The sequence below is a fragment of the Mesorhizobium alhagi CCNWXJ12-2 genome (assembly GCF_000236565.1).
Lineage (GTDB): Bacteria > Pseudomonadota > Alphaproteobacteria > Rhizobiales > Rhizobiaceae > Allomesorhizobium > Allomesorhizobium alhagi.
Genome location: NZ_AHAM01000144.1, coordinates 54854 through 67888 on the forward strand (window position 1 = coordinate 54854; position 13035 = coordinate 67888).

General features: G+C 62.7%; 9 protein-coding genes. 4 read left to right on the plus strand and 5 right to left on the minus strand.

Annotation, left to right across the window (positions count from 1 at the left end):
- Positions 1–92: 92 nt before the first annotated feature.
- From MAXJ12_RS17310 to MAXJ12_RS17325, 4 genes are all read left to right on the plus strand, one after another.
- The gene (locus MAXJ12_RS17310; RefSeq protein WP_008837226.1) at positions 93–1166 is read left to right on the plus strand and encodes a D-alanine--D-alanine ligase family protein; all 1074 of its coding nucleotides are present in this window, start codon (positions 93–95) and stop codon (positions 1164–1166) included.
- 820 nt (positions 1167–1986) lie between these two features.
- Entirely contained in the window at positions 1987–3936 is a 1950-nt protein-coding gene (locus MAXJ12_RS17315) for a PrkA family serine protein kinase (RefSeq protein WP_008837227.1), read from the plus strand.
- 19 nt (positions 3937–3955) lie between these two features.
- Complete coding sequence (locus tag MAXJ12_RS17320; RefSeq protein WP_008837228.1) at positions 3956–5266, plus strand: YeaH/YhbH family protein; 1311 nt, start codon at positions 3956–3958, stop codon at positions 5264–5266.
- Positions 5267–5278: 12 nt separating this feature from the next.
- On the plus strand, positions 5279–6829 hold the full coding sequence (locus MAXJ12_RS17325) for a SpoVR family protein (RefSeq protein ID WP_040586598.1): 1551 nt from the start codon (positions 5279–5281) through the stop codon (positions 6827–6829).
- Positions 6830–6851: 22 nt separating this feature from the next.
- Here the strand turns inward: MAXJ12_RS17325 and urtE are convergent, their stop codons facing one another.
- The 5 genes from urtE to urtA form a co-directional block, all read right to left on the minus strand.
- The gene (urtE, locus tag MAXJ12_RS17330) at positions 6852–7547 is read right to left on the minus strand and encodes an urea ABC transporter ATP-binding subunit UrtE (RefSeq protein WP_008837230.1); all 696 of its coding nucleotides are present in this window, start codon (positions 7545–7547) and stop codon (positions 6852–6854) included.
- A 279-nt stretch (positions 7548–7826) separates the two neighbouring features.
- Positions 7827–8573 (minus strand): urea ABC transporter ATP-binding protein UrtD, encoded by a 747-nt coding sequence (gene urtD / locus MAXJ12_RS17340; RefSeq protein ID WP_008837232.1) that lies wholly within the window; start codon positions 8571–8573, stop codon positions 7827–7829.
- Positions 8574–8576: 3 nt separating this feature from the next.
- Positions 8577–9806 carry an urea ABC transporter permease subunit UrtC gene (gene urtC / locus MAXJ12_RS17345; protein WP_008837233.1) on the minus strand — a complete coding sequence of 410 codons (1230 nt, stop codon included), beginning with the start codon at positions 9804–9806 and terminating at the stop codon, positions 8577–8579.
- Positions 9803–11383, minus strand: coding sequence for an urea ABC transporter permease subunit UrtB (gene urtB / locus MAXJ12_RS17350; RefSeq protein ID WP_040586619.1), 1581 nt, complete (start codon positions 11381–11383; stop codon positions 9803–9805). The genes urtC and urtB overlap by 4 nt, the downstream gene beginning before the upstream one ends.
- 298 nt (positions 11384–11681) lie before the next feature.
- Positions 11682–12986 (minus strand): urea ABC transporter substrate-binding protein, encoded by a 1305-nt coding sequence (gene urtA / locus MAXJ12_RS17355; RefSeq protein WP_008837235.1) that lies wholly within the window; start codon positions 12984–12986, stop codon positions 11682–11684.
- Between the last annotated feature and the right edge of the window lie 49 nt (positions 12987–13035).

The window sequence follows — 13035 nt, forward strand, 5'->3', positions numbered from 1 at the left end:
GATTTGCGGCCGAAGCCTGCGGCGAGTACAGCCTGTGGGATCGCTGTCGGCTTCCAGTCCAGTTAAAATCCGGATCATCTTTGGAGCCTTTCATGGCCGCTTCGCCGAACAGACTGCGTATCGCCGTGCTCTTTGGCGGACGCTCCGCCGAGCATGACGTTTCGGTGCTTTCGGCAACCAATGTGATGCATGCGCTGGAGCCCTCGAAATACGATGCCGTTCCCGTCTTCATCACCCGTGAAGGACGATGGCTGCTGAGCAGTTTCGAGGGCGGCGCGCTGGCGAAACCTTCGAGCGGCACGGAAGTCTGCCTCGTGCCGGGCGGACAGGGACGGATGATGGCGATCCCGGCCGATGGCGCGCCCTACGAACTGCCGAAGGTCGAAATCCTCTTCCCGGTGCTGCACGGCCTGCATGGCGAGGACGGCGCGGTGCAGGGACTCGCGGAGGTCGCGCGTGTGCCGCTGGCCGGCTGCGGTATTCTCGGTTCCGCGACCGCGCTCGACAAGGACATCGCCAAACGCCTGCTGAACGAGGCGGGTCTCCCCTCCGCGCGATCCGTCACGATCCACCAGGGCTCCGCGCCGGCCTTCGCCGAGTTGCAGGGCGCGCTTGGGCTTCCGCTCTTCATCAAGCCGGCGCGGCAGGGTTCTTCCGTCGGCGTCAGCAAGGTTTCGGCCGAGAAAGAATATGAGACGGCGCTGGCCGAGGGATTCAAGCACGACCGCAAGCTCCTGGCCGAAGAATTCATTCGAGGTCGCGAGATCGAATGCAGCGTGCTGGAGGATACGGAAGGCGGCCTCTTTGTTTCCCGTCCCGGCGAGATCGTGCCGGCGGAGAGCCACGGCTTCTACAGCTACGACGCCAAATATATCGATGAGCATGGAGCGGCATTGAAAGTGCCGGCGGAACTGCCGGAAGAGATCGAGGGCAGCATCCGGGCGATGGCGGCAAGGGCCTTCCGGGCGGTTGGCTGCGATGGCATGGCGCGTGTCGATTTCTTCGTGACGCCTGACCGCACCCTCATCAACGAGCTCAACACCATTCCCGGCTTCACCGACATCAGCATGTATTCCAAGGCGATGGCGGCAAGCGGCGTCGGCTATTCCGAAATCATCGACCGGCTGGTGGCGCACGGGCTGGCGCGCGCTAGTCGAACGGCCTGACGGCGCCGCCTCTCCCTGGCAGGGCTATCGCAGATGAGCTTGGTGGACCTATACGCTTCAACGCCGTCATCATCGGGCTTGTCCCGAGGATCTGCTAGGGGGCGATCGGCCACAACCGACATGGAAACCGCAGTAGGCTCAGTGCTATCCAAGACCCGCCAACCCAGGCAGATCCTCGGGACAAGCCCGAGGATGACGGCGGAGCAGGCTTACCTGCCCCTCCTGCCCTCATATGCGATAGCCGTGCCCTCCTGGAGCCAAGTTCCATCTCACCTCACCGGCGGAACCGGGATCGGACCGGGAGGAGGCGTCGGTTGCGGCATCGGGTCCGGCGCCGGATCGGGGCCTGGGAACGGCTGCGGCGGAATGGGCTGCGGCGGGATCGGCTGCGGATTTTGCTGATTGCTGGGCTTCAACATTTCGTGTCCCTTCGGGCGCTTGTTCCAAGTCCGTTTCAGGACCGTGGGATCGTACCTCAACCATTCGGGCCGTCGCTTGTTCCAAGACGTGAGGCCGTGCCCTGCCCCTGTTCGACCGGCCCGGCGCAGCGCTTTCGGTGGCCAGGAAATATCGCTGTTCGGAAAAAACGTGCGGCGTCAGAGAAGCGCCGTGTTCGTCAGGCATTCATAAAAATGGGCCGCAAGAAGGCGGGTGCGACGCTTTAACCGGACCTTAACCGGCGACTCATGTTAACATTGAATCAGAGAGTCAGGCTCGCGCGACACAGACTCTCCGGGATGTGAAGGAACCACAGGCCCATTCCGGAAGTTGAGGTTACGCTGGCCGCAGGCAACCAGACCGGCCAAAGCGCGAGGGTGTCATGCAAGGAAAAACGTCCGACGTCTTCGACCTATTTTCGGAGATTTACACGGATACGGCTCGAGAGGAGATGAGCCTTCAGCAATATCTCCTCGCTTGTTGCGAGGACAGTTCGATGTACGCCTCCGCTCCCGAGCGGATGGTCGCAGCGATAGGCGAACCCAACCTGGTCGATACCAGCAAGGACGAACGGCTCGGCCGCATTTTCGCGAACAGGACGATCAAGATCTATCCTTCGTTCGCGGACTTCTACGGCATGGAAGACACGATCGAGCGTATCGTCGGCTATTTCCGCTACGCCTCCCAGGGCCTGGAGGAGCGCAAGCAGATCCTCTACCTTCTAGGTCCGGTCGGCGGCGGCAAGTCGTCGCTGGCCGAGCGGCTCAAGAAGCTGATGGAGGAGCGCCCGATCTACACGTTGAAGGTCGGCAACGAGGTCAGCCCGGTTTTCGAATCGCCGCTCGGGCTTTTCAATCCGGACCGCATGGGCGATCTTCTGGAGGAAAAATACGGTATAGCGCGCCGACGGCTGAATGGCCTGATCTCGCCATGGGCGGCCAAGCGGCTGGACGAGTTGAAAGGCGACATCTCCAAATTCAGCGTCGTCAAGCTGACGCCTTCCCGGCTGCGCCAGATCGGCATCGCCAAGACCGAGCCGGGCGACGAGAACAACCAGGACGTCTCCGCCCTGGTCGGCAAGGTCGATATCCGCAAGCTCGAGGATTTCAGCCAGTCCGATCCCGACGCCTACTCCTACAGCGGCGGCCTGAACCGGACGACGCAAGGCCTGCTGGAATTCGTCGAGATGTTCAAGGCGCCGATCAAGGTGCTGCACCCTCTGCTAACTGCAACGCAGGAAGGCAGCTACAACGGCACCGAAAGTTTCGGTGCCTTCCCATATCAGGGCATAGTCGTGGCCCATTCCAACGAGTCGGAATGGCTGCAGTTCAAGAACAACAAGAACAATGAGGCGTTCCTCGACCGCATACTGGTGGTCAAGGTTCCCTATTGCCTGCGGGTCACCGAAGAGAGGCAGATCTACGAAAAGCTGCTGCGCGAGAGCGAACTGGCCAACAGCCCGTGCGCTCCCGAGGTGCTGGACATATTGAGCCGGTTCACCGTCTCGACGCGTCTGGCCGAGCACGACAATTCGCCGCTTTACACCAAGATGCGGGTCTATGACGGCGAGAACCTGAAGGAAATCGATCCGAAGGCAAAGTCGGTGCAGGAGTATCGCGACGCGGCGGGCGTCGACGAGGGAATGACCGGGGTCAGCACCCGCTTCGCCTTCAAGATCCTGTCGCAGACGTTCAACTACGACACGGAGGAAGTGGCCGCCGATCCGGTGCACCTGATGTACATATTGGAGCAGGCGATCAGGCGCGAACAGTTCCCGAAGGAAACGGAATCCAACTATCTCGATTTCATCAAGTCGGAACTGGCCACGCGCTATGCCGAGTTCATCGGCCACGAGATCCAGAAGGCCTATCTGGAGTCCTACAGCGAATACGGCCAGAACCTGTTCGACCGCTACATCGCCTACGCCGACGCCTGGATCGAGGACCAGGACTACAAGGACCCCGATACAGGCCAGATCCTCAACCGCGAGGTGCTCGACAACGAGCTGTCGCAGATCGAAAAGCCGGCCGGCATCGCCAACCCCAAGGACTTCCGCAACGAGGTTGTGAAGTTCACGCTGCGCGCACGGGCCCGCAATCACGGCCGCAACCCGGCATGGACGAGCTACGAAAAGCTTCGCGAAGTCATCGAGAAGCGGATGTTCGGCCAGGTCGAGGACCTGCTTCCGGTGATCAGCTTCGGCTCCAAGCAGGACAGCGTGACGGAGAAGCGGCACACCGAGTTCGTGCAGCGGATGGTCGAGCGTGGCTACACCAAGCGCCAGGTCCGTCGGCTGGTAGACTGGTACATGCGCGTCAACAAGGCGGGCTGAAGCCCGCCCGGGAAGCTTCATGCCGATCTTCATCGATCGCCGACTGAACCCGAAGGATAAGAGCCTTGGCAACCGCCAGCGCTTCTTGCGCCGTGCGCGCGAGGAGTTGAAGCACAGCATCAGGGACCAGATCCGAACCGGCAAGATTTCCGACGTCGACGCCGAGCATGCGGTTTCGATGCCCGCCAAGGGCACCAGCGAGCCGAGGTTCGACGACGCGAAGGACAGCGGCCGGCGCCAGCACGTCCTGCCGGGAAACAAGCATTTTGCCCCCGGCGACCGGATCGCGAAGCCCAGCCAGGGCGGTGGGATCGGAAGCCGGCCCGGCAAGCGGGTTTCCGAAGACGATTTCCGTTTCGTGCTTTCGCGTGAAGAGGTGCTCGACCTTTTCTTCGAGGATCTCGAACTGCCCGATATGGTCAAGCTCAATCTCAAGGAAATCGTCGCGTTCAAGCCGCGCCGGGCTGGCTTTACCGTGACCGGATCTGCGACCAACATCAATGTCGGGCGGACGATGCGCCACAGCCATGGCCGCCGCATCGCGCTGAAGCGTCCCAAGCGCCGGGACGTGGAAGCGGTGCAGCAGGAATTGGCGGCGCTGGAGGAGGCCCCGCCGAATGCGGCCACACACCAGCGGATAGCCGAGCTGCGCGAGGAACTGGAACGGCTGGAGCGCCGGCGCAGGCTGATCGCCTTTGTCGACCCGATCGACATCCGCTTCAACCGCTTCGACCCGCAGCCTGTGCCGAACGCCAATGCGGTGATGTTCTGCCTCATGGACGTGTCGGGCTCCATGGGAGAGCGCGAGAAGGATCTGGCCAAGCGGTTCTTCGTGCTGCTCCACCTTTTCCTGAAGCGCCGCTACGACCGCACCGAAATCGTCTTCATCCGCCACACCCACGAGGCGCAGGAGGTGGACGAGGAAACCTTCTTCTACAGCACGCAAAGCGGCGGCACGATCGTCTCCACCGCGCTGGAGGAAATGCGCCGCGTCATCGACGAGCGCTATCCCAGCAGCGAGTGGAACATCTATGCCGCGCAAGCGTCGGATGGCGACAATTCCGTCACCGATTCCGAGCGCTGCATTTCACTTCTCGACAACGAGATCATGCGGCTGTGCCAGTACTTCGCCTATGTCGAGATCATCGACGAGCGCGAGAGCCACATCTTCGGCTCGACGGACAACGGCACCTCGCTGTGGCAGGCCTACAGCACCGTCGACGACAATTGGCCGAATTTCCAGATGACCCGCATCGCAAAGGCCGCCGACATTTATCCGGTCTTCCGCCGACTCTTCACCAAGCAACCCACCCCTCAAAAGAGCGGATGAGAGCAAGGGGGAATGTCCATGGATGCAGGCACATCCGGTTTGCTGTTTTCCGGCTCGGACTGGGATTTCGCCACGCTGTCGCGCGCCCACGACGCCATAGAGAAGATCGCAACCGAAGAGCTCGGCCTCGACGTGTATCCCGTGCAGATGGAGGTCATCTCGTCCGAGCAGATGCTCGACGCCTACTCATCGATCGGCATGCCGCTGATGTACCGCCACTGGTCGTTCGGCAAGCATTTTCTCTATCAGGAGCTTTTGTATCGCAAGGCCGGTCGCGGGCTCGCTTACGAACTCGTCATCAACTCCAACCCCTGCATCGTCTACCTGATGGAGGAGAACACCATGCCCTTGCAGGCATTGGTGACGGCGCACGCGGCTTTCGGGCACAACCATTTCTTCAAGAACAATTACCTGTTCCGCCAGTGGACGGATGCGGGCTCGATCCTGAGCTACCTGGATTTCGCCAAGAGCTACATCACGCGCTGCGAGGAACGCCACGGGCTGGCCGCAGTGGAGGAAATCCTCGATGCGGCGCATGCGTTGATGGAACAGGGCGTGTTCAGGTACCGGCGTCCGCCGAAGCTTTCTTCGGAAAAGCAGCGCGAAGGCATTCGCGAGCGACTGGAATATGAAGAACGGTCATACAACGATCTGTGGCGGACCATTCCCAAGTCGAAGAGCGGCGAACCGGCCGGCGAGGCGGAATCCAAGATCGCGGAGCGGAAAAGATCGCTGCATCTGCCGGAAGAGAACCTGCTTTATTTCCTGGAGAAGAACAGCCTGATCCTGGAGCCTTGGCAGCGCGAGATCATCAGGATCGTCCGTATCGTCGCGCAGTATTTTTACCCGCAGCGGCAGACGCAGGTGATGAATGAAGGCTGCGCCACCTTCGTGCACTACACCATCATGAACACGCTTTTCGACCGGGGCCAGATCAGCGAAGGCGCGATGCTGGAGATCCTGCGCAGCCATTCGAACGTGGTTTTCCAGCCGGCATTCGACGATCAGCGCTATTCGGGCATCAATCCCTACGCGCTCGGCCTCGACCTGATGCAGGATATCCAGCGAATCTGCACGGAGCCGACGGCAGAGGACCGCGACTGGTTTCCCGACATTGCCGGCAATGGCGACTGGCGCGAAACCATGCTCGATGCCTGGGCCAACCATCGCGACGAATCCTTCATCCGTCAGTATCTCAGCCCGAGGCTGATACGGAAATGGCGGCTCTTCACCCTCAACGACGCTGCCAACGAAGCGCATTACCAGGTCGCGTCGATCCACAACGAACGGGGATACGAGAAGATTCGCTCGGCGCTCGCCGACAGCTATGATGTCGGGACTAGCCGGTCTGACATCCAGGTGGTCGATCTGGATCTGCTCGGCGACCGGCATCTGCGTCTGCAGCACAAGGTCAGGGACGGCATCGTCCTGGAGGAGGAGAGTCGGGACGCGACGCTGCGCCATGTCCGCAAGCTCTGGGGCTACGATGTCAGCCTGCAGGGTGTGGACGCCGAAACCGGCGCCTCGGTCTACGAGTGTTCGACGCGCCAGATCGAAGAGTGACCGGGCGCGCTGCGGGCGTGGGTCAGACCGTCAAAAACTTCCGCACATGCGGCCTGTCGAGGTCTTCGGCCGGGCCGGTATGCACGATCTGGCCGCGATCCATGACGTAGACTTCGTCGGCGAGTTCGCGGCAGAAGTCGAGATACTGCTCGACCAGCAGCACGGCGATGCCTGCCTGGTCGCGCAGATAGTGGATGGCGCGGCCGATATCCTTGATGATCGACGGCTGGATGCCCTCGGTCGGCTCGTCGAGCACCAGCAGCTTCGGGCGCATGACAAGCGCACGGCCGATGGCGAGTTGCTGCTGTTGTCCTCCCGACAGATCGCCGCCGCGCCGCGACAGCATCTGCCTCAGCACCGGGAAAAGCTCGAAGACATGTCCGGGAACATTGCGGTCGGCACGTTTCAGCGACGCGAAGCCGGATTCGAGATTTTCCTTCACGGTCAGCAACGGAAAGATTTCCCGCCCCTGCGGCACGAATGCGATGCCCGACCGGGCGCGGTCGTACGCCGCGCTCCGGCCGAGCGCCTTCCCCTCGAAGGCTACGCTTCCCGATGTGAGCCGGTGGTGGCCGACGATCGATCTCATCAGACTGGTTTTGCCGACACCGTTGCGGCCGAGCACGCAGGTGATCTTGCCCGCTTGCGCCGTGAGCGAGACCCCGCGCAGCGCCTGGGCGGCGCCATAATGGAGGGTGGCGTTGGAGACTTCCAGCATCAGAAGCCTCCGCAAAAGGTCAGGAGGCTTTCGACTCGACCAGCCACAGCTTGGGCCGGGGCTTTCTGGTCTCGACGGTGATGGGCCTGTGGTGACAGCTGAACGAGACCCGCCAGCACTCCCGCGCACCGGAAGCCGTCTGCGTCTCCCATATGCCTTTCAGTTTGAACGGTGGCGCGCCGACGTCGTCGCGCCACTCGACATTCCCGACCTGAAACTGGCCAGCTTTCAAGCCGGCGCGTAAACGCGTCCAAAGCTCGCGAGAGTTCATTGCAGTCCCTACCGCCCAAGATACACCTCCATTACTCGCTCATCTGACGAGACAAAATCAAGTGTTCCTTCGGACAGAACCGCACCTTCGTGCAGACATGTGACTTTTACGCCAAGCTCGCGCACGAAATGCATGTCGTGCTCGACGACGATGACCGAATGCGTCTGGTTGATATCCTTCAGGAGGCGCGCGGTTTCTTCAGTCTCGGCGTCGGTCATGCCGGCGACGGGCTCGTCGACCAAAAGAAGCTTCGGATCCTGGGCCAGGAGCATGCCGATCTCCAGCCACTGCTTCTGGCCGTGCGAGAGGTTGGCGGCCAGGGTACTGCGCTTGTCGCCGAGCCGCGTGACGCCGAGTATGTCGTCGATACGGCGCGCCTCCTCGGCCGACCGGCGGTGGAACAGCGCGGGAAAGATCGAGCGCGGACCGTTGAGCGACAGCACCAGATTGTCCTCGACCGTATGGCTTTCGAACACGGTCGGCTTCTGGAACTTGCGCCCGATCCCCATCATGGCGATCTCGGCCTCGTCGTGGCGTGTCAGATCGACCTGACCGTCGAAGAACACCTCGCCCTCGTCGGGCCGCGTCTTGCCGGTGACGATGTCCATCATCGTCGTTTTGCCCGCCCCGTTGGGGCCGATGATCGCGCGCATCTCGCCCCTGTCGAGCACCAGCGAGAGCTTGTTGATGGCGCGAAAGCCGTCGAAGGCCACCGAGACGCCGTCGAGATAGAGGATGGGGCCGGATTTCGACATCTTCTACTCCGCCGGCTGCGGCTCGGGGCCGCCGCTGGGTTTCGCCCACTCGCCGGCTTGTGCGCTCGATTGCGAGCGGATGGCCTTTGGCGGCGTCGGGTCTATGTCCGTGCCGGCCTCCGCCGCGACGGAAACCGCCCGCTGCGCCCGCGCATCGCGCCACTGGTCCCACAGGCCGACGATGCCCCTGGGCAGGAACAGCGTGACGGCGACGAACAGCCCGCCGAGCGCGAACAGCCACAGTTCTGGCAGCGCGCCGGTGAACCAGCTCTTTCCGGCATTGACGAGCAGCGCGCCGATGATCGGGCCGATGATGGTGCCGCGACCGCCGACGGCGGTCCACACGACAACCTCGATCGAATTGCCGGGCTCGAACTCGCCCGGATTGATGATGCCGACCTGCGGCACGTAGAGCGCGCCGGCGATGCCGGCCATCACCGCCGATACGGTGAAGGCGAAGAGCTTCACGTTCTCGGCCCGCCAGCCGAGGAAGCGGGTGCGGCTTTCGGCATCGCGCACGGCGATCAGCAGCTTGCCGAATTTCGAGCTCACGATCAGCCAGGTGACGAAGACGCCGAGCGCCAGCGCGATCGCGCTGGCGGCAAACAGCGCCGAGCGCGTCGCGTTCGCCTGCACGTTGAAGCCGAGTATATCCTTGAAGTCGGTCAGGCCGTTATTGCCGCCGAAGCCCATGTCGTTGCGGAAGAAGGCGAGCAGCAGCGCATAGGTCATCGCCTGCGTGATGATCGACAGATAGACGCCGGTGACGCGGCTCCTGAAAGCGAACCAGCCGAAGACGAAGGCGAGCAGCCCCGGCACGAGCATCACCATCAACGCCGCGAACCAGAACTGGTCGAAGCCGTACCAGAACCAGGGCAGTTCCTTCCAGTTCAGGAACACCATGAAGTCCGGCAGGTCGGGATTGCCGTAGACGCCCCTCGAGCCGATCTGGCGCATCAGATACATGCCCATCGCGTAGCCGCCGAGCGCAAAGAAGGCGCCGTGGCCGAGCGAGAGGATGCCGCAATAGCCCCATACGAGGTCGAGCGACAGCGCCAGCAGCGCATAGCAGAGATATTTGCCGACCAGCGCCACCATATAGGGCGGCACGTGGAAGGCGCTGCCGGCCGGCACGGCGACGTTGAGCACGGGCACGACGATCGCCGCCGCGACCAGCAGCGCGATGGCGATGAAGATGCGGCGGTCGGAGCCCAAGAAGCGGGCGGCGATCATGCTTCCACCGCCCTGCCCTTCAGCGCGAACAGGCCGCGCGGACGTTTCTGGATGAACAGGATGATCAGCACGAGGACGAGGATCTTGCCGAGCACCGCGCCGGCATAGGGCTCGAGAAATTTGTTGAGCACGCCGAGCGAGAATGCGCCGACCAGCGTGCCCCACAGATTGCCGACGCCGCCGAACACCACGACCATGAAGCTGTCGATGATGTAGCCCTGGCCGAGATTGGGCGAGACGTTGTCGATCTGCGAAAGCGCCACCCCGGCAATTCCGGCTATGCCCGAGCCGAGCGCGAAGGTCAGCGCGTCGACCCATGGCGTCCTGATGCCCATCGACGAGGCCATGCGGCGGTTGGCCGTCACGGCGCGCATCTGCAGGCCCCAGGATGTGCGCTTCATGACGAAGAGCAGCAGGAAGAAGACGGCGAGCGAGAAGGCGAGGATCCACAGCCGGTTCCAGGTGACCGAAAGCTCGCCCATGTCGAATGCTCCCGACATCCAGGACGGATTGCCGACCTCGCGGTTGGTCGGGCCAAAGATCGAGCGCACCGCCTGCTGCAGGATCAGCGACACGCCCCATGTGGCGAGCAGCGTCTCCAGCGGGCGGCCGTAGAGGAAGCGGATGATGCCGCGCTCGATGGCGAGCCCGACCGCGCCGGCGACCAGGAAGGCGAGCGGCAGCGCGATCGCCAGCGACCAGTCGAACAGGCCGGGGAAGGACGTGCGGATGATATTCTGCACGACGAAGGTCGTGTAGGCGCCGAGCATCACCATCTCGCCATGCGCCATGTTGATGACGCCCATGACGCCGAAGGTGATGGCGAGCCCGATCGCTGCGAGCAGCAGCACCGAGCCGAGTGACAGGCCGTACCAGACGTTCTGGGCGGAGGCCCACAGCGCCAGCGTCGAGTTCATGCTGGCAACGGCTGCCGAAGCGGCGTCCTTCAGCGCCCCCTCCGCGCCGGCCTCGTAGCCGGTGAGGAGCGACAGCGCATCGCGGCTACCCACGCCGGCGATTATGTCGATTGCGGCGAGCTTCTCGTCTTCGGGCAGGTCGGAGACCAGCACGGAGGAGGCCCGCGCCTGCTCGAGTTTCAGCTTCACCGAGCCGACCGTTTCCTTGGCGATTGCAGCGTCGAGCGCTTCGATATTCGCGGCAACCGGCGTCTTGAACATGGTGTCGGCGGCGGCGATGCGGGCATTGGCGTCGGGCGAGCCGAGCGTCAGCCCGCCGAGCGCGTCTCGGATGCTCCGCCGCAGCGCGTTGTTCACCTTGATCTTGGTGAAGGCCGCCTTCGGTTCTTCGCCTGCCTCCTCGCCGGTAAGCGGGTCGGCGAGCTTGATCGCCTGGCGGGCTTCCCTGCCGATGAAAACGGCGGAATCGGATTTGCGGAAATAGAGGTCGCCTTCGGCGAGCGCGGCCAGCGGGCGTTCGACAGCGGGATCGCCGGTTGCCGCCAGCTCCTGCACGACCGCCTCGGTGGCCTTGAAATTCTTCGCCGCCGCGAATTTAGCGATGATGGGACGAAGCGCGGCTTCGTCGGCGTGGGCGGGGGAAGCGAAAACGCCCAGCAGTGAGAGGAAGAGAAATGCAAAGACAGCGCTCTGTCGCGCCCCCCTCTGGCCTGCCGGCCATCTCCCCCACTTGGGGGGAGATTGCGCCGGCCGCCCTACCTTCGCCAATCTCCAGCGCTGCCAGGAAAGCAGCAACGTCGAAGCTGCCGATCTCCCCCCTTGTGGGGGAGATGTCCGGCAGGACAGAGGGGGGCAACGTGGAGCGGATTCGGTCATGTTGTTTTGTTGTCGCTCTGGAAAGCTTCCGGGCGGGAGGGAGGAGAGGTCCCGCCCGGAAGCGCTTGCGGTCAACTTCAGGTTAGTTGATGCCCTTGCCACCGCATTTGCCGGTGGCGACGTTGAAGTTTCCGCAAGAGAGCGGCGCACGCCAGTCGGCGATCAGGTCCTTGGAGTCCGGCAGGTAGTCGGACCATTCGTCGCCGACCACCAGGCCAGAGGTCTCCCAGACGGTTTCCATCTGGCCATCGGCCTGGATTTCGCCGATCAGCACCGGCTTGGTGATGTGGTGGTTCGGCATCATCGACGAGAAGCCGCCGGTCAGGTTCGGCACGGACACGCCGATGATGGAATCGATCACGGCGTCCGGATCGGTGGTGCCGGCTTTCTCGACGGCCTTGACCCACATGTTGAAGCCGATCACATGCGCTTCCATCGGGTCATTGGTGACGCGCTTGTCGTTCTTGGTGAAAGCGCGCCAGGCGTCGATGAAGGCTGCATTCTCCGGCGTGTCGACAGACTGGAAGTAATTCCACGCGGTCAAATGGCCGACAAGCGGAGCGGTGTCGAGGCCGGCAAGCTCTTCCTCGCCCACCGAGAAGGCGACCACCGGGATGTCCTCGGCCTTGATGCCCTGGTTGCCGAGTTCCTTGTAGAACGGAACGTTGGCGTCGCCGTTGATCGTCGACACGACGGCGGTCTTCTTGCCGGCCGAGCCGAAATTCTTGATGTCGGTCACGATCGTCTGCCAGTCGGAATGACCGAATGGCGTGTAGTTGATCATGATGTCTTCCTTGGCCACGCCCTTCGATTCCAGATAGGCCTGCAGGATCTTGTTGGTCGTCTGCGGATAGACGTAGTCGGTGCCGGCAAGCACCCAGCGCTCGACGCCTTCCTCGTTCATCAGATAGTCGACGGCAGGGATCGCCTGCTGGTTCGGGGCAGCGCCGGTGTAGAAGACGTTGCGCTGGCTCTCCTCGCCCTCATACTGGACGGGATAGAAGAGCACCGAATTCAGTTCCTCGAACACCGGCAGCACGGACTTGCGCGACACCGAGGTCCAGCAGCCGAACACGGCAGAGACCTTGTCGACGGCGATCAGTTCGCGCGCCTTTTCCGCAAACAGCGGCCAGTCGGATGCCGGGTCGACCACCACGGCTTCGAGCTTCTTGCCGAGCAGCCCGCCCTTCTTGTTCTGCTCCTCGATCAGGAACAGCATCGTATCCTTCAGCGTCGTCTCCGAAATCGCCATCGTGCCCGACAGCGAATGCAGGACGCCGACCTTGATCGTCTCTTCCTGCGCCAATGCCGGCGTGGCGAGACCGAGACCTGCCGCGACAGCGCTCGCGGACAGGAATTTTCCGAGTGTCGAGAAAGTACCCCTCATATTCCACACCTCCAAACAGGGTTGTTTTAGCACCGCGTAATGCAATGCA